The 16,454-nt window shown below is 70.2% G+C and carries 15 protein-coding genes; 5 read left to right on the top strand and 10 right to left on the bottom strand.

Going from position 1 to position 16,454, the window contains the following annotated elements; genetic code table 11:
• Positions 1-647 precede the first annotated feature (647 nt).
• On the top strand, positions 648-923 hold the full coding sequence (locus ACFY9S_RS39210; RefSeq protein ID WP_391138698.1) for a hypothetical protein: 276 nt from the start codon (positions 648-650) through the stop codon (positions 921-923).
• A 1-nt stretch (position 924) separates the two neighbouring features.
• On the opposite strand, the gene ACFY9S_RS39205 is transcribed toward ACFY9S_RS39210, so the two are convergent.
• On the bottom strand, positions 925-1,107 hold the full coding sequence (locus tag ACFY9S_RS39205) for a DUF397 domain-containing protein (RefSeq protein WP_391138697.1): 183 nt from the start codon (positions 1,105-1,107) through the stop codon (positions 925-927).
• Between the two features lie 11 nt (positions 1,108-1,118).
• On the bottom strand, positions 1,119-1,973 hold the full coding sequence (locus ACFY9S_RS39200) for a Scr1 family TA system antitoxin-like transcriptional regulator (RefSeq protein ID WP_391138695.1): 855 nt from the start codon (positions 1,971-1,973) through the stop codon (positions 1,119-1,121).
• A gap of 232 nt (positions 1,974-2,205) precedes the next feature.
• Between ACFY9S_RS39200 and ACFY9S_RS39195 the strand changes: the two genes are divergently transcribed.
• The gene (locus tag ACFY9S_RS39195; protein WP_391138693.1) at positions 2,206-2,649 is read left to right on the top strand and encodes an ATP-binding protein; all 444 of its coding nucleotides are present in this window, start codon (positions 2,206-2,208) and stop codon (positions 2,647-2,649) included.
• Between the two features lie 32 nt (positions 2,650-2,681).
• Here ACFY9S_RS39195 and ACFY9S_RS39190 read toward each other — a convergent pair whose 3' ends face one another.
• Positions 2,682-3,239: a hotdog domain-containing protein gene (locus tag ACFY9S_RS39190; RefSeq protein WP_391138691.1), complete on the bottom strand. Its 558-nt coding sequence runs from the start codon at positions 3,237-3,239 to the stop codon at positions 2,682-2,684.
• A 119-nt stretch (positions 3,240-3,358) separates the two neighbouring features.
• Here ACFY9S_RS39190 and ACFY9S_RS39185 point away from each other — a divergent pair, with 119 nt between their 5' ends.
• A complete protein-coding gene (locus ACFY9S_RS39185) occupies positions 3,359-4,660 on the top strand; it encodes an LCP family protein (RefSeq protein ID WP_391138689.1) in 1,302 nt (433 codons plus the stop codon).
• Between the two features lie 60 nt (positions 4,661-4,720).
• Here ACFY9S_RS39185 and ACFY9S_RS39180 read toward each other — a convergent pair whose 3' ends face one another.
• The gene (locus tag ACFY9S_RS39180; protein ID WP_391138687.1) at positions 4,721-5,086 is read right to left on the bottom strand and encodes a four-helix bundle copper-binding protein; all 366 of its coding nucleotides are present in this window, start codon (positions 5,084-5,086) and stop codon (positions 4,721-4,723) included.
• A gap of 119 nt (positions 5,087-5,205) precedes the next feature.
• Entirely contained in the window at positions 5,206-6,690 is a 1,485-nt protein-coding gene (locus ACFY9S_RS39175; RefSeq protein ID WP_391138685.1) for an LCP family protein, read from the bottom strand.
• 126 nt (positions 6,691-6,816) lie between these two features.
• Here ACFY9S_RS39175 and ACFY9S_RS39170 point away from each other — a divergent pair, with 126 nt between their 5' ends.
• On the top strand, positions 6,817-7,854 hold the full coding sequence (locus tag ACFY9S_RS39170; RefSeq protein ID WP_391138684.1) for a glycosyltransferase: 1,038 nt from the start codon (positions 6,817-6,819) through the stop codon (positions 7,852-7,854).
• A 60-nt stretch (positions 7,855-7,914) separates the two neighbouring features.
• On the top strand, positions 7,915-8,103 hold the full coding sequence (locus ACFY9S_RS39165; protein WP_391138700.1) for a hypothetical protein: 189 nt from the start codon (positions 7,915-7,917) through the stop codon (positions 8,101-8,103).
• 134 nt (positions 8,104-8,237) lie between these two features.
• Here ACFY9S_RS39165 and ACFY9S_RS39160 read toward each other — a convergent pair whose 3' ends face one another.
• The 5 genes from ACFY9S_RS39160 to ACFY9S_RS39140 form a co-directional block, all read right to left on the bottom strand.
• Complete coding sequence (locus tag ACFY9S_RS39160) at positions 8,238-9,896, bottom strand: LCP family protein (protein ID WP_391138682.1); 1,659 nt, start codon at positions 9,894-9,896, stop codon at positions 8,238-8,240.
• 227 nt (positions 9,897-10,123) lie between these two features.
• A complete protein-coding gene (locus ACFY9S_RS39155; RefSeq protein ID WP_391138680.1) occupies positions 10,124-11,914 on the bottom strand; it encodes an LCP family protein in 1,791 nt (596 codons plus the stop codon).
• A 230-nt stretch (positions 11,915-12,144) separates the two neighbouring features.
• Positions 12,145-13,887, bottom strand: a complete 1,743-nt coding sequence (locus ACFY9S_RS39150; RefSeq protein WP_391138678.1) for an LCP family protein — start codon at positions 13,885-13,887, stop codon at positions 12,145-12,147.
• Positions 13,888-14,128: 241 nt separating this feature from the next.
• Positions 14,129-15,310 (bottom strand): LCP family protein, encoded by a 1,182-nt coding sequence (locus tag ACFY9S_RS39145; RefSeq protein ID WP_391138677.1) that lies wholly within the window; start codon positions 15,308-15,310, stop codon positions 14,129-14,131.
• Between the two features lie 324 nt (positions 15,311-15,634).
• Positions 15,635-16,405, bottom strand: a complete 771-nt coding sequence (locus ACFY9S_RS39140; protein ID WP_391138675.1) for a TIGR03089 family protein — start codon at positions 16,403-16,405, stop codon at positions 15,635-15,637.
• Positions 16,406-16,454: the final 49 nt, after the last annotated feature.

Below are 16,454 nucleotides of genomic sequence, written 5' to 3'. Positions count from 1 at the left end.
CAGCAGCCTCGGCTATCGCAGTCCCGCCGAATACGAGACCGCACTCGCAGCCTGACCACCACACCGATGGTGTCCGTCAAAGCGGAACAAGCTCACTCACCGGGCTTCTGGGCCTGGCCGGTTGCGGGATCGGGGGCGGTATTCGGGTCGCCCGACGTGTGACTGAGCGGCGTGCCGTCTGGCGGGGGAGCGAGTCCGGGTGCTTGGCGAGAGACAACGTCCCGCGTGTGGTGCTGACCAAGGACAGTGCGGTTGACGCGCGGGAACTCACAGATCTCTCGTACGCGGCGTGGGCGGAGCTGGCGCGGCGTACGGCTCGGCCGCCGTCGGAGTCCACCAGGCGGCGTGAAGCCGACGTGCGTTCCCTGCCCTGGTGGCGGGTGCGGACCTTGTGGCGGATATCCCATCTGGGCGGAGTGTTCGCTGGAGGGGGCGGAGGGCTTGCAGCGTTCCTCTTGCTGTGGTCCGGAGACGAGGCGGATGCAGGTCGGCTCTTCATCATGGTGGCCGGATGCGCAGGGATGGTCGTGTCGGGATGGCGAGCCAAGTCTTATGGGCTCGCCACCGTTCGCAGGCTTGTACGGGCGGCCCGGGCCCCCGTCCCCGTACTGAGGCCGTACGTTCTTGTGCACGATCCCCACGACGGGATGCCTGTGCTGGTCCTGTTCCCTGGCCATGCAGGACCGGACGCCCTGCCTGACGCCGTGCTCATCGTCCTCCCTCCCGGCCCGGCCAAGCGACCGTGGCTGGGGCTGCCCGACCCGGTCGGCACGGCCGACCTGCGGGGCTGGCTGGACGACGAACCCACGGTCGTACCGTGGATCGAAGGGCAGGCGCTGTGGCCACTTCAGGGGTTGCGGGAGGTCCGCAACGAAAACGCGGAGGACCGGAGCTATCTCTGCCGACTCCTGGGTGACTCCTAGTTCAAGCGTCCCGACTCCACGCGGTTGAGAGGAACTCCATCCAGGTGGTGCTCTGGAGGGTGAGGTGGGGGCCGTCCGGGTTCTTGGAGTCGCGGATGTGGACGGTGGTGGCGGTGCTGGCTATCTCGACGCAGTTCGAGCCCTCGGCACTGTAGCTGGACTTCTGCCAGCGAAGAGTTGGCATGGTGGGTTCCTTCACAGGTCCTGGATGCAGTGGTGGATGAAGTCACGAGTCTCGGCGGGGCTGAGCGCGCAGGACTCCATGCGGTCGAGTGCTGCCCGGTATTTGCGCAACTGTGCCTCGGCGTCGAGGAATTCGCAGGCGCCGTGGTGCGAGTCCAACTGGACCGTGTCGAGTTGCGGGACGGCACCGTCGACGTAGTCGAAGGTCGGGCCCGTGGCCGGGAATCGTTCCGCGCCGAAGGGAATCACTCGGACGGTGACGTGAGGCAGTTCGCTCATCTCGATGAGGTGCTTGAGCTGACCAAGGGTGACGTCGGGGCCACCGAAGCCCATGCGAAGGGCCGCTTCATGGATGATCGCCGTGTACGGGGGCGGATCTTCTCGGTGCAGAATGCTCTGCCGCTTCATCCGGTGGGTGAGTCGGTGCTCGATCTCGTACTGCCGCATGGGCGGTGCCGCCGACTGGAAGAGGGCGCGGGCATGATCGGTGGTCTGCAGTAGCGCCGGGATGTGGATCACCAGTGCCACACGGATCCCAGCGGCATGGTGCTCCAGCTCGGCCAAGTCGACCAGAGCGACCGGTACATGGTCGCGGTACTCCTCCCACCAGCCACGGGTGCGTCGGCCCGTCATCGCGGCGAGTGCGTCGACGAGCTCTTCGTCGTTGCAGTCGTAGACGCTTGCCATGGCGCGCACCCGGTCGGCGCTGATGGGCGTACGGCCGGTCTCGATCATGCTGACGCGCGCTTGGTTGACGCCGAGGAGTTCGCCGGCACCGGTGGCGGTGAGCCCCGCCCGCTCGCGGAGTTTGCGGAGCTCTGCACCCAGCCTTCGCTGCCGGAGCGTGGGGCTGTTGGTGGGCGGCACAGCGTCTCCTTCCTGACCGCGACAGCGGCGTTGCGCTCCCTCACACGAGTGAAGCATGGATGCGTATAGTGAAATGCGTTAGATGCATCTAACCGTCTGTCTTAGGGTTATCACGTGCCGCCCCTTCCCGCGTCTTTAAGCCGGAAGCGCACCACCCCAGGCACTGCCACCGCCCGGCGCGGCAGTTGAGCGAGTTCACATCCCCTTCCATGCGAGACTTCCGGAGGTTTCCATGCGCACCGTATCCCCGCCGGACACCTGGGTGTGCGCCCTCCGCCTGCCCCACGACCCCCGCGCGGCACGGGTCGCACGCATGACCGTACGTTCGGTGCTCGACAGCCATGGCAGACCCGAAGTCCGCGACGCTGTCGAGCTGTTGACCTCCGAGCTGGTGACGAACACCTACCTGCACACCAAGGGCCCCGCCTCCCTCCGCCTGACCGCGCTCGTCGGCGGGTGTCTGCGGGTCGGCGTCTGGGACAGCCGTCCGGGCATTCCCGCGCCCTTCGGTCAGCCGCCCTGGGACCGGGTCCCCGCCGCCCCCGTGGATTCCGAAGGCGGGCGCGGTCTGCGCCTCGTGCAGGAGTACGCCGACCGCTGGGGTGGCTGGCCCCTCGGTGACGGCCTGCTGGACCGCGGGGCCGGCAAGCTGCTGTGGTTCGAAGTGGGCGGATGAGGTGGCCTGGGCTCAGTCCTCGACCCTCGAGCTCAGTCCTCGAACCCCTCCGCCGCCCGCTTCTCCCGCAGCTCCATGATCGCCCGGCGCCGTGCCAGCCGGTGGGTGCGGCGGATCTGGGCCTCCTGGTAGCGGCGCTTGTCGCGCTCGGTCTCCGGGAGGACCGGCGGCACCCGGCGGGGCTTGCCGTCGGCGTCGACCGCGGCGAAGACGAGGTACGCCGAGCCGACCTGCGTGGCCGGGGCGGACTCGTTCCAGCGTTCGGCCAGGACCCGGACGCCGACCTCCATGGACGTCCGGCCGGTCCAGTTCACCTGCGCCTTGACGTGCACCAGGTCACCGACGCGGACCGGCTCCAGGAACGCCATCTCGTCCATGGACGCGGTGACCGCCGGCCCGCCGGAGTGCCGCCCCGCCACGGCCCCCGCCGCGTCGTCGACCAGCTTCATGATCACTCCGCCGTGCACGGTCCCCAGAAGGTTCGTGTCGTTGTGGGTCATGATGTGGCTGAGGGTGGTGCGGGACGCCGAAGTCGGCTTGCCCGGGATATCCGGACTGCCGGAATCCGCAGCTGGGGCCTGGTCTGTCATGGCCCCTACCTTATGCCGACGCGGTATGAGGGGGATTTGTGTCAGCTTCGCCACAGCCGTGCTCTGATTTTCCGACGACTCTTGTATGGCGCACTACGGGGACCTGCACACTGGGGCGCATGAATGACTGGCCCGAGGGATTTTCCGGCGACAACCGCGGCAGGCGGTACGGACGCGGCAGCTCGAGCGCGCAGCCCGAGAGCGCCCGTGTCATGCGGCAGGTCCGCCGCGGTCCGGCGGCATCACCCGGGCAGGCACCGTACGGCGGGGCACCGCCGTACGGCGGCGGAGTGCCCCCGCAGCCGTCGTACGTCGACGGCGGCGGCCACGGCCCCGGCGACGGCTACGACAGCGGTTACAACACCGGCCAGGTCTACGGCTCCCCCGGCGGCAGAGGCCCCGGCGGTCCGGGGGACGGCATGTACGAGCCGCGCCCCGCGCCGAACTGGCGCCGCCGCATCAAGGTGACGGCCATCACGCTGGTGACGCTGCTGGTCGTGACGAGCGTCGGCACGTACTTCTGGGCCGACTCCAAGCTCAACCGCGAGGTCGACCTGTCGAAGGTCATCGACCGTCCGGAGGCGGGCGAGGGCACCAACTACCTGATCGTCGGCTCCGACAGCCGCAAGGGCATGTCGGCCGAGGAGAAGAAGAAGCTCCACACGGGGTCCGCCGAGGGCAAGCGCACGGACTCGATGATGATCCTGCACACCGGCGGCGGCGCCCCGACGCTGATCTCGCTGCCACGCGACTCGAACGTCACGATCCCGTCGTTCAAGGGCTCCGACTCCGGCAAGTTCTACCCGGCCACCGGCCGCCAGACGAAGCTGAACGCGGCCTACGCCGAGGACGGCCCGGAGCTGCTGGTCCGCACGGTGGAGGCCAACACGGGCCTGCACATCGACCACTACGTGGAGATCGGTTTCGCCGGCTTCGCGAGCATCGTCGACGCGGTCGGCGGCGTCGAGATGGACATCCCGAAGGACATCAAGGACACCAAGTCCGGCGCGGACCTCAAGAAGGGCCGGCAGACCCTCGACGGCGAGCAGGCCCTCGCCTTCGTCCGCACCCGCTACGCCCTCGAGGGCTCCGACCTGGACCGCACGAAGAACCAGCAGAAGTTCCTGTCCGCCCTGGCCAACCAGGTCGCCACCCCGGGCACGATCATGAACCCCTTCAAGCTCTACCCGACCATGAGCGCCGGCCTGGACACCCTCGTGGTCGACAAGGACATGGGCCTGTTCGACCTGGCGTCCATGTTCTGGGCGATGAAGGGTGTCAGCGGCGGTGACGGCAAGTCGATGAACATGCCGATCGCGGGCAACAGCCCCAATGGCAACCTCCAGTGGAACACCGCGAAGGTGAAGACCCTGGTGAACGAGCTGAAGAACGACGACCCGGTCACCGTCTCCGGCAACTGAGCGGGCAGGCAGCACGAAGGGGGCACCCGGGCGGGTGCCCCCTTCGCCGTGAGGCGCAGCTCACATCGAGGCGGCCGACATCGAGCGGCACGACTCGGCGCAGCGGCGACAGGCCTCGGCGCAGCGCATCATCTGCGCGTCCTCCGGCATGGACATACACGCCTCGGCGCACATGTCACAGGCGCGGGCGCACATCGCGCACATCTCGGCCATGAGGGGCGAGCGGCGCATCATCATGTCGGCGCACATGCGCGTCATCTCGGCGCAGTCCATGACCGCGCGCATGATCTGCATCTGGGCCTGGCCGCCCATCTGCAGGCAGGAGCTCATGGTCTCCTCGCACACGCTGTGACAGGTCATGCACGCCTGGACGCAGTCCTGCATCTCCTTGCTCAGCGGGGTCATGGTGGCGGGCTGCTGGGTCATGATTCCTCCCAGGGGACGGTGAGAGCCGGGGGTGACCCTCGTGTCTTCCGTCCTACGCCTGCCAGGCCCCGACCGCCACGGGGCGGCGGGAAGGAATCCGCCACGCGTGCGCCACGGCCCTACGAGCACGCCACCTCATCGCCGCGGACCACCCCGAACTCGCCCTTCCCTGGGTCCTCGGCCCGCACCTTGCGTACGCGTTCGAAATCCGCACCGGCGATGACCTTCAGGGTCGGCCCCAGGCCCTTGACCACCCGCAGCTCGCTGCCCGGCAGGGCGGTCGCGAGGGACTTGGCCGAGCGGTCCCAGCGGGGGTCGTGGGCGACGACGGTGCGCTTCACGTCACGCGTGGCGGAGTTCACGGGGGCGCGTGTCGTGCGGAAACCCGTCGACGCCAGGGCCGCGTCCACACGGCGGCCGAGGCCGGGCGTGCGGGTGCCGTTCTCCACCTGGACGCGGATCTGCTGCGGGGCGACCGGGACGATCCGGGCCGCACCGCGCGACCGGTGCGGCGACAGCGGCTGGTCCTGGCGCAGGGCCTGGAAGAGACGCTCGGACTTCTCGGCGTCCCACTTCAGTGTGGAGCCGACGCCCTTCACGGCGTATCCCATCCGCCCGATCGGGACGGTCGTGAACTCGGAGGAGGACGGGGAGAAGTTCCGCATGGCGCGGCCCAGGTCCAGCATCTCGTCCGTGCCGAAGCCCTTGTCGGCCCGGACCGAGCCGAGCACCGCCCGCGTCACGTCCCGGAACTTCATAGGGTTCAGGAGGATCCCGGACGAGGTGAGCCGTTCCACGAGCGCCGCCATGAACCGCTGTTGCCGCTTCATGCGGCCGAGGTCGGACGCCCCGTCGATGTGGCGGGCGCGGACGAACTGGAGCGCCTGCCCGCCCGCGAGCGTGTGCCGTCCTGCCGGGAGGTTCAGGCCGGTGTAGCTGTCCTTCAGGGGGTCGGCGGTGCAGATCGGCACGCCCCCGACCACGTCCACCGTCTTCATGAAGCTGGTGAAGTCGACCTCCAGGTAGTGGTCGATCTTCACCTTCGTCATGTTCTCGACCGTGCGCACGGTCAGCTGCGGCCCGCCCTCGGCGTACGCGGCGTTCAGCTTGACGGGGTGCCCCTGGTGCCGCTTGCCCGACACCCGGTCGACGTGCGCCGGCATCACCGCGTACGAGTCACGCGGCAGGCTCACCACGCTCGCCCGTTCCCGGTCCTCGGAGATGTGCACGATCATGATCGTGTCGGTGCAGTGGCAGGGGGCGCCGCCCAGCCGGTACTTGTGGCGCTCCTCCTTGCTGATCTTCTCGCGGCCGTCGGTGCCGACCAGCAGGATGTTCATGCCGTGGCCCGCCTGCGGGCGGTTCTTCATGTCCTTGAAGGGGTCGACCCGGGTGATGTCCGCGTCAAGGCTGCTCATCACCGCGTGCCCGATGCCGGCGGAGGCGAGGACCACCATGGACAGCGTGGTGACCGCCCGCATGCCCCAGCGTGGCCGCCGCGCGGGCGGTGCCGGCCTGCGCGGAGCACGGCGGGGGGTGGTGGGGGGCTGTGGGCGGCGGCGGGGAGCGGCGGTGGACCGGGGGGACCGCGGCGGCGTGGGCATGGGGCACCTCCGGACGACGGCCGTACGTGGGATCCGTGAAACCGTAGGCCGATACGATCTGCGGCCTGCGTCACCGCCCCGGCGGCGCGCACCGGTGTCCCCCGTTCGCGGTAACGTGAGCCCCCTATGAACGCCAATCCCGACGTGCGGCACCCCGCCGTTTCCGTGATCATGCCCGTCCTCAACGAGGAGCGGCATCTGCGGGGAGCAGTCCAAGCGATCCTCGCGCAGGAGTACGCCGGCGAGATGGAGGTCGTGATCGCCCTCGGTCCGTCCACGGACCGCACGGACGAGATCGCCGCCGAACTCGTGGCAGAAGACGCGCGTGTCCACACCGTCCCCAACCCCACCGGCCGTACGCCCGCGGCGCTGAACGCGGCGATCAACGCCTCCCGGCACCCGATCGTCGTCCGCGTCGACGGGCACGGCATGCTCTCGCCGAACTACATCGCGACCGCCGTACGGCTCCTGGAGGAGACCGGCGCGCAGAACGTCGGCGGCATCATGCACGCCGAGGGCGAGACCGACTGGGAGCACGCGGTCGCCGCCGCGATGACCTCGAAGATCGGGGTCGGCAACGCCGCCTTCCACACCGGCGGTCAGGCGGGCCCGGCCGAGACCGTCTACCTGGGTGTGTTCCGGCGCGAGGCGCTGGAGCAGCAGGGCGGCTACAACGTGGAGTTCATCCGCGCCCAGGACTGGGAGCTGAACTTCCGCATCCGTGAGGCCGGCGGGCTGGTCTGGTTCTCGCCCGAGCTGAAGGTGTCGTACCGGCCCCGGCCGAGTGTGAAGGCGCTCGCCAAGCAGTACAAGGACTACGGCCGCTGGCGGCACGTGGTGGCCCGCTTCCACGAGGGCTCGATCAACCTGCGCTACCTCGCCCCGCCGACCGCCGTGTGCGCGATCGGGGCCGGGCTCCTGGTGGGCGCCCTGCTGACGCCGTGGGGCTTCGTGGTGCCCGGCGGCTACCTCGCGGCGATCCTGCTCGGCTCGGTCCCGGCGGGCAAGGGCCTGCCGCTGAAGGCGCGGCTGCAGATCCCCGTGGCGCTGGCCACGATGCACATGTCGTGGGGCTGGGGCTTCCTGACCAGCCCGCGGGCGCTGGCGAGGAAGGTCATCGCCTCCCGGCGTCCCGCGGTGCGCGCCGACGCCGCCGCGAGCTGAGCCGACGCGGCCATGGGCTCCTCCCCGCCGGGGAGGAGCCCATGGTGTGCGAGGACACCCGTGTGCGGTGATCAGCAGCCGGGGCCGCTGCGGGCGCCGGAGCGGTACGACTTCCGTCGGGTCAGCGGTCTCCACCCGGCGACGGTCGTGACGGCCCCCCTGGTCGGCCTGGCGACCGGCGTGCTCGCCCGTCTCCACCCGGCCTGGCGCGCCAGCCGCATCCAGCCGGCGGAGGCCCTGCGCCGCTGAGCGCGCACCGTTCCGGCGCGACGTGGCGGGGCCCGCCTTCCTTCCGCGACGGCGGGCCCCGCTCTCTCGCCCTGGCCATGGCGCCCCACGATCCCGTGCGGCGTCGACCGACGCGGCTCATGCCGCGGGCGCGTTCACCACCGGTAGGGCGGGTACACGTCCATGCACTCCGTCTTGTCCGCGCTCAGCGCGTCCGCCGAGTCGGGCAGATCGCCCGCCTCGGGCGCCTTCTGCTTCGGGTAGGCCGTGCCCTCCCGCCAGTCGCCGCCGATCGTCAGCGTGGTGGTGACGTCGTCCGTGGCCCGCACCTGGCTGCTCGGGATGCCCACCGCCTTCGCCACCGACAGCGCGTTGGCGCGGCCCTGCTCCCCCGTGCTCTTCGGGTACGTCACCTGGGTCCGCGCGTGCGGATCCTGCCGGCCGGCGGCGACGGCCTGGGTGAAGCCCTCCTGCTGCAGCGCCGCCACGATCGCGGCGGCCCGTTGCGGAACGGCGGGCCGCTCCTCGCTCGCCGTCCCGTTGACGACGGTGACCGACAGCCCCGCGGCCGGCGCGGCGGCCGGACCCGTGGCCTTCACCGACGCCGGGGACGGACCCGCGGCCCCCGCGCGCGCCTTTCCGCCCTTGTCGAAGGAGACGTCGTCACGGAGCATCGCCCACATCTTGTCGGCGTCCTCCGGCTTGGGCACCAGGTGGTTGCGGTTCAGGGGGTCCTCGATCCACGGCATCGTCGTCATCGTGATGCGGTTCGTCGGGACCGACTTCAGCTGCATGCCGACGTCGTAGAGCTCCTTGACCGTGCCGATCTCCTCGGACACCTTCAGCGCCTTCGTGCCCGCCTCGGCCAGGCCCATCAGACGGCCGGTGTCGGTGAAGACGTTCTGCTCCTTCAGCATCCGGATCATCGCGTTCATGTACATGTGCTGTGCCTTGGCGCGCAGCGGGTCACTGCCCCAGGCGTGGCGGGTGCGCAGCCACTGCAGCGCCTCCTTGCCCTGCACCTTGTGCGTGCCGGCCTTCAGCTTCAGTCCGGAGCCGCCGCGCTGGCCGGGCAGCGGCCGGTCCCACACGTTCTGGTTGACGCAGACCGGGACGCCGCCGATGGCGTCCGCCATGTCCACCACTCCGGCGAAGTCGACCATCATCCAGTGGTCGATGTACACGCCGGTCAGGTTCTGCCAGGTGGCCAGGGTGCAGCCCGGGCCGCCGCGCTGGAGCGTCTCGTTGATGATCGTGTTCTTGGCCGGGTAGGTCTCCCCGGTGTCGGGGTCGACGCACTTGGGGATGTCCACCCGGGTGTCCCGCGGGATGCTCACCACGGACGCGCTCTCGCGGTCCGCCGACACGTGCAGGAGCATCTGCACATCCGCCAGGGGTTTGCTGCCGACGTTGTCCCTGCTGCCGCCGAGCTTGACGTTCTCCGCGGAGTTCCGGCTGTCGGAACCGATCAGCAGGATGTTGAGGGGGGTCTGGCCCGCCGCGTTGGGGCCGGTCTTCTTGATGTCGGACTCGCCGCTGTTGCGTTTGCCCTTGTCTATGTTGCCGTTGAGATGGCGGTAGTAGAGGTATCCGGCGCCGGCCGTCCCGAGTATCAGTACGGACAGCACGATCGCGAACCAGCGCACCATCCGGCGTCCGCCGCCCCGCCGTCGGCCATGCCGCCGGCCCTGGCCGCCCCTGCCTCCCGCGCTCCCGCCCGCGGCGCCCGCCGCCGTCCCCGGACGCTCGTCCTGGGCGAGGCCGCCGCCCGACTCGCGCCGGGTGCTGCCTCCGCGCACGTCACTCTGCGCCATGCCCCTGCCTCCCCACCCCTACGGCCGACCCACGGGCTGGCCCCGCGTCGTGTTCGGATCGCGGGCGACCCGTGCCCGCCCGGAGCACGGGTTCCCCCGGTGTTCCGCCGGCGCACGGCCGTCCCCGCTACTGGTTGGACCACTGACATGCCCGGTCGGATGTACACCCGGCCGATTCGTCCGGGCATGCTCCGTCCACCTGTTAGACGCAGGACGGGATGGTCAGGTCACTTCGCGCACTGGACCTTGTCGGCCGTGGCCTTCTGAACGTCCTCGGGCACCTTCGCCGGAGTGGTGAGGGGTACGCCCGCACCCTCGAAGTCCTTGCCGAGGGTCAGCGTCATCGCGGGCACGCCCTGGGAGTTGTCCACGCTCTCGCCCGGCTTCATCGCGGCCCCGGACAGGCCCATGATGTCGGCGAGCCGGCGGGCCTGGTCCGCCTGACCGGGCGCGTACTCCAGCGTGGTCTTCGCGAGCGGCTGCTCCGCGTTGCCCGCGTTCTCGGACTTGGTCACGCCCTCCTCGACCTGCAGCCAGCTGAGGGTCTCCTGGGCGCTGCCGGCGACGGCACCGCCGTTCAGGATCCGCACCCGCACCTCGGAGGCCGGAGCCTTGGTGCCCTTCAGCCGGGCGGCCTCGGCGGTCTTCTCCTTCTTCTTCTGCTGCTTCACGTCGGTCAGCGACACGTCGTCGCGGACCATCGCGAAGAGCTGCTGGGCCTGGGGTTCCTTCAGGACCACCGTGGCCTTGACCTTCTCCGCGGGGTTGTCGACGACGGGCACCGTGGCGAACGTGAGGTTCTTGGTGTCGAACTTGCCCAGCTCGGCCCCGAGATCGGCCAGCCTCTTGATCGTGTTGATCTGGGAGTCGACGGTCAGCGCCTTGGTGCCCGCCTCCGCCAGCTTGATCATCTTCGACGGGCTGGTGAGGGTCTCGTTGGACTTCAGCTTGCGCAGCATCGAGCCCAGGAACTGCTGTTGCAGCTCGATCCGGCTCAGGTCACCGCCGAAGCCCACGGAGTGCCGGGTGCGTACGAAGGCCAGCGCCTCCTCGCCCTCGATGGTGTGCTCGCCCTTGGGCAGGTCGAGCTTGGAGTCGGGGTCCTTGATGTCCTTGGCCAGGCAGACGTCGACTCCGCCCACCGCGCTGGTCAGCGTCTTGACCGCGTTGAAGTCGGCCACCATGAAGTGGTCCATCTTCAGCCCGGTCAACTCGGTGATCGTGCGCATGGTGCAGCTCGGCGTGCGGTCCTCCTGCCCGAGGCTGTTGTTGAAGCGGGTGCGCTGCTTGCCCGGGATGACCTCCTCCGAGCCGTCGTCCTGCGTAGTCGGGCAGTCCGGGATGTCGGTGATCAGGTCGCGCGGGATGCTCAACACCGTGGCGTTCGTGCGGTCCTTGGAGACGTGCAGCACCAGCGTGGTGTCCGCGTGGCCGGCGCTGTCCTTGTCGCCGTAACCCTCGTTGCCCTTGCCGGTGCGCTTGTCGGTGCCGATCAGAAGGATGTTGATCGCACGGTCCTTGCTGAACCCGCCGGTGCCGGCGCCGTCGTCGGAGACGGACGTGATGTTGTCGTTGAGGTGCTCGTAGTAGAGGTATGCGGAGGCCGCGCCGGCGACCAGGACGAAGGCCAGCGAGCCGCCGGTCCACATCAGGACCTTCCTGCCCTTCGCCTTCTTCGGCACCGGGCGGCGTCCGCGCCGTCCCGCGGCCGCCTCGGCCGGGGCGCTGGTGCGTCTGCGCGGGGAGGGAGCCTCGTCACCGGGTGCCGAGGCCCCGGGACGCCGGGCGGGGGCGGTCCGGCGGGCGCCTCCCGCACCGCCCGTTCCGGTCGCGCCACGGCCGCCGGAACCGCGCGGGCCGGCGGTCGTGCCACGGCCGCCGGATTCACGCGGGCCGGGAACGGCCGACTGCGCTGCGGAAGGAGCCAGTCGCAGTTCGTATTCACCGGTGTTCGGGTTGAGTACCCATTGGTCTGCGGGGTCGATGTCGTCCGCCCGCCCACGGCCTTGCGCGTCCACGTGCCTGATTCCTCCGTCGGGCCACGCAGCGCCCTCCCCCGGAAGGCGCACGGTGCTGGTCAAGCAGTGCACGCCCCCAGGACGGACCTCATGGGTGAGAGCACTGGATCGCACACACTATCCGCACAGTTCCGCGTCAAGCGACGTCGGTGACAAATTCCACGTCTCACAATTGGGCAATCCAGCCCATTTGTTTGAAGGAAGTCCCGTGAACCCGACGGAATCGCACGTCACTTGGCGCACTCCACCTTGTCGGCGGTGGACTTCTGCACCCCCTCCGGTGCCTTCGTGGGCGCGGTGAGGGAGACCCCCGCCCCTTCGAAGTCCTTGCCGAGGGTCAGCGTCATGGCGGGCAGCCCCTGGTCGTTGGTCACGCTCTCGCCCGGCTTCATCGCGGACCCGGACAGACCCATCAGGTCCGCGAGGCGGCGGGCCTGGTCGGCCTGGTCGGGCGCGTACTCCAGGGTCGTCTTCGCCAGCGAGGCGGGCGCGTTGCCGGCGTTCTCCGACTTGGTCACGCCCTCCTCGTTCTGCAGCCAGCTGAGGGTCTCCTGGGCGCTGCCGGCGACGGCACCGCCGTTGAGGATCCGCACCCGCACCTCGGAGGCCGGGGCCTTGGTGCCCTTCAGCCGGGCGGCGACCGCGGCGGCCTCCTTCTTCTTCCGCTCCTTGACGGCGGTGAAGGAGACGTCGTTCTTGATCATGTCGAAGACCTGGGGGGCCGTCGACTCGTTGAGCACGACCGTGGCCTTGACCTTCTCCGTCGGGTTGTCGATCACCGGGATGGTGGTGAAGGTCAGGTTCTCGGTGTTGAGCTTGCCCAGCTCCAGGCCGAGGTCCTTCAGCTTGCCGATGCTGTCCAGCTGCGAATCGACGGTCAGCGCCTTCGTGCCCGCCTCGGCCAGGTCGAGCATCTTCGACGGGCTGGTGAGGGTGTCGTTGGACTTCAGCTTGCGCATCAGCGCGCTCAGGAACTGCTGCTGCAGCCCGATCCGGCTCAGGTCGCCGCCGAAACCGACGGCGTGCCGGGTGCGCACGAACGCCAGCGCCTGCTCGCCCTCGATGGTGTGCGTGCCCTTGGACAGCTTGAGGTGCGAGTCCGGGTCGTCGAGGTCCTTGCCCACGCAGACCTCGACCCCGCCCACCGCGCTGGTCAGCGTCTTGACCGCGTTGAAGTCCGCGACCATGAAGTTGTCCGGCTTGACCCCGGTCAGCTCGGTCACGGTCCGCATCGTGCAGCTGGGCGTACGGCCGTCCTGGCCGAGGCTCGTGTTGAAGCGGACCTGCTGCGTGCCGGGGATGATCTTCTGCGTGCCGTCCTCCTGCGTCGTCGGGCAGTCCGGCACGTCGACGATCAGGTCACGCGGGATGCTCAGCGCGGTCGCGTTCGAACGGTCCTTGGAGACGTGCAGCAGGATCGTGGTGTCGGCGTGCCCGACACTGCCCGCGTCGCCGTAGTCCTCGTTGCCCTTGCCGGTGCGCTTGTCGGTGCCGATCAGCAGGATGTTGATCGCCTTGTCCTTCTCGAAGCCACCGGTGCTCGCGCCGTCGTCGGAGACGGACGCGATGTTGCCGTTCAGGTGCTCGATGTAGAAGTACGCGGCACCCGCGCCGGCGACCAGGACGAAGGCCATCGCGCCGCCGGTCCACAGCAGGACCTTCCGGCCCTTGGACGCCTTCCTCGCCGGGCGCCGTCCGCGCCGCCCCGGCAGCGGCTCCTCCGGCGCCCCGCGGCGCCTGCGCGGCGGGGGCACCGCACGCCCGGGCGTCTCCGGGCGCGGCCGGCCGGGCGCGGCCGTACGGCCACGGGCCGGCGGGGCCGCCTCGGAGGGCCGTGGCTTGCGCGGCGCGGGGACGCCCGACTGCGGTGCGGAAGGCCCCAGTCTCAGTTCGTATTCACCGGTGTTCGGATTGAGCACCCACTGATCTGCGGGATCGATGTCGTCCGCCCGCCCACGGCCTTGCGCGTCCACGGTTGCCTGATTCCTCCGTCGGGGCACGCGGCGCCTTCCCCTCCAAGGCGCTCGGGTCTCGGTCACACAGTGCGCGACCTCGGGACCTTCCCTCGGGGCCGGTCGCACCGGATCGCTCACACTAACCGCCCCATTCGGCGCCGGGCGACGACGGTGACCCATTCCACGTCCCTACAGTTGGGCAATTCGCCCATTTCCCGGGTGAAGAGCCCATTGCCTCCGAGTGGCCTTGGTGCCCGCTTTACTCGCAGGTGTCCTCGGCTGCCGTGTTCCCCCGAAACGTCGGTGGAGGAGAAACAGTGACGGCGGGCTCGCGGAAGGGGCCCGGACGGGAATCCCCGTACGACCCCTCACGTGGGCCGTTGCCCGCCACGACCACCGGTGTGTCGGTACGCAGCCGTTCGAACAGTCGCTTTGCCGCAGGCTCCACGAGTTGGTCGCGATTGCTGTCGTAGGCGTACGACTCCCGGGGGACGGTCAGGAATTGCACTTGTTCCATGGGGATGTCGCGCAGGCCGCGCACGAGTGCGTACAAACCACGCAAGCTCGCCAGTTCCGGGTCGGTGGTGAGGGATGACGTGGCGGCGTCCAGCACGGGATACAGCTTCGCCGGATTCAGCAGGACGTCATTGCTGCGTACCTTGTTGACGAGTGCCCCGAGAAAACGCTGCTGCCGCTCCATCCGCTCGGTGTCGCTGCCGTCGCCCAGGGTCTTGCGGGCGCGCACGTAGCCGAGGGCCTGCTCGCCGTTCAGCGTCACGCGCCCGGCGGGCAGCCGGAGCTTGGCGGCCCGGTCGTCGATCGGCTGCCGCAGGCACACCTCGACTCCGTCGACCGCGTCGACCATCTCCTTGAAGCCGTGGAAGTCGACGACGACGTGGTGGTCGACGCGGATGTCGGTCAGCTTCTCCACGGTCCGGATGGTGCAGGCCGAGCCGCCCAGCTGGAAGGCCTGGTTGAACATGGCGAACCGGGGCGCGCTGCGGGACCCGTCCGGACGCCGGCAGCCCGGCAGATCCACCATCAGGTCCCGGGGGATGGAGACGGCGGTGGCGTTGTCCCGGCCGGCGGACAGATGCAGCAGGATCGTGGTGTCGGACCGCTCGGTGCCGTTGTCCCGCCCGTAGCGGGCGTTGGCGGTCCCCTCGCGCGAGTCCGACCCGATCAGCAGGATGTTGCGGGCGTCCTTGACCAGGGAGGTGGGCCGCTCCCTGTCGTAGCGCTCGAGCTCGGCGGCGGCCGCCTCGTCGGGTGTGATGTTCCCGCTGAGCTTCGCGTACACGGCCCAGCCGACCCCGCCGGCGGCCACGAGCAGAGCCGTGATGCCGAACGTCGTGATCCGCACCCACCGCCGCCGGCGCCGCCGCACGAGCCCCCGCCCGCTGGCGGACGCCCCCGTGCCCGGACCGACCCTGTCGCCCACGACAGCAACCACCCCTCCTGACGTAGGAACGCCCCGCGCGCACTGCTCCTACGACCATGGCGCGGATGAAGGGCGGGGGGTGGGTGGGGATGGGCCGTACGAGGGACGGGTCGTAAGGGGATGGGTCGTAAGGGGATGGGTCGTTCGGGGAGGGGGCGTAGGGGGATGGGCCTGCGGGGAGGAGTCGTAGGGGGACGGGCCGTGCGGGGAGGTGCCGTGCGGGGACGGGCCGCGCCGGGAGGCGCCGTACGTTGACGGGCCGTGCGGGGACGGGCCGTCCGGGGAGGCGCCGTACGTTGACGGCCGTGCGCGGGAGGGGCCCGGCTAACGTTCCGCGGCGCCGTGGGCGATCGTCGTGACCCGCTCGCTCTCCACCCGCTTGTCCAGCACGCCGTCCCCGGCCTGGTCGAGATGCCGGCACAGCACCACCGAACCGCCCGTGGCCAGCGGCCCGTACAGCCCCGCGTTCAGCCCTTCCCACGTGTCGTACGGCAGCCCCGACAGGATCCGCGACCCCGGCCCGGTCAGGCCCAGTGCCGTCGCCTCGGCCCGGGCCCGCTCGACCACCTGGGCCCCGCTGAACTCCCGCCCGGCCACGATCAGTGCGGGCGCCTCCGGATCCACGGGTGCGTACGGCACGAACCGGTCACCCTGCCCCGGGACTTCCACCGCGTAGTCGGTGAACCCCTCGGGAGCCTGCGGAAACCGTCCGCCGAGCGGCCGCAGCGCCATCGCGATCCGCGCGCCGGAGCAGGCCCGCGCCTCCTCCAGCCGGTCCGGCCCGCTCACCACGACATCGGCCGCCCGGGCATCCCCGGAGACGTCCGCGACGACGCCCACCGACGCGCACGCCAGCAGCCACACCGCCGTCTGCCAGTGCGCGGGCAGCAGCAGCGCCACCCGGTCCCCGGGCTCGACGGACAGCTCGTCCTGCAGGAGGTTGGCGGTCTTGGCCACCCAATTGGCGAAGGTGGCCACGGACAGTTCGACACGTTCGCCCGTGGCGTCGTCGTAGAAGGTCACCAGGGGACGTCCTGGATCCGCGGCGAGCGCGGAACCCAGCAGGTCGGCGGGGGTGCGATCGGTGGCGTTCATCCGCGCAAGCGTACGCCGCGCCCGACCCTCGGCCCAACGGTCCGGCCAC

Source organism: Streptomyces sp. NPDC012474 (assembly GCF_042955185.1).
Taxonomy (GTDB): Bacteria; Actinomycetota; Actinomycetes; order Streptomycetales; family Streptomycetaceae; genus Streptomyces; species Streptomyces cahuitamycinicus.
This window is presented reverse-complemented; position numbering and strand designations above follow the sequence as displayed.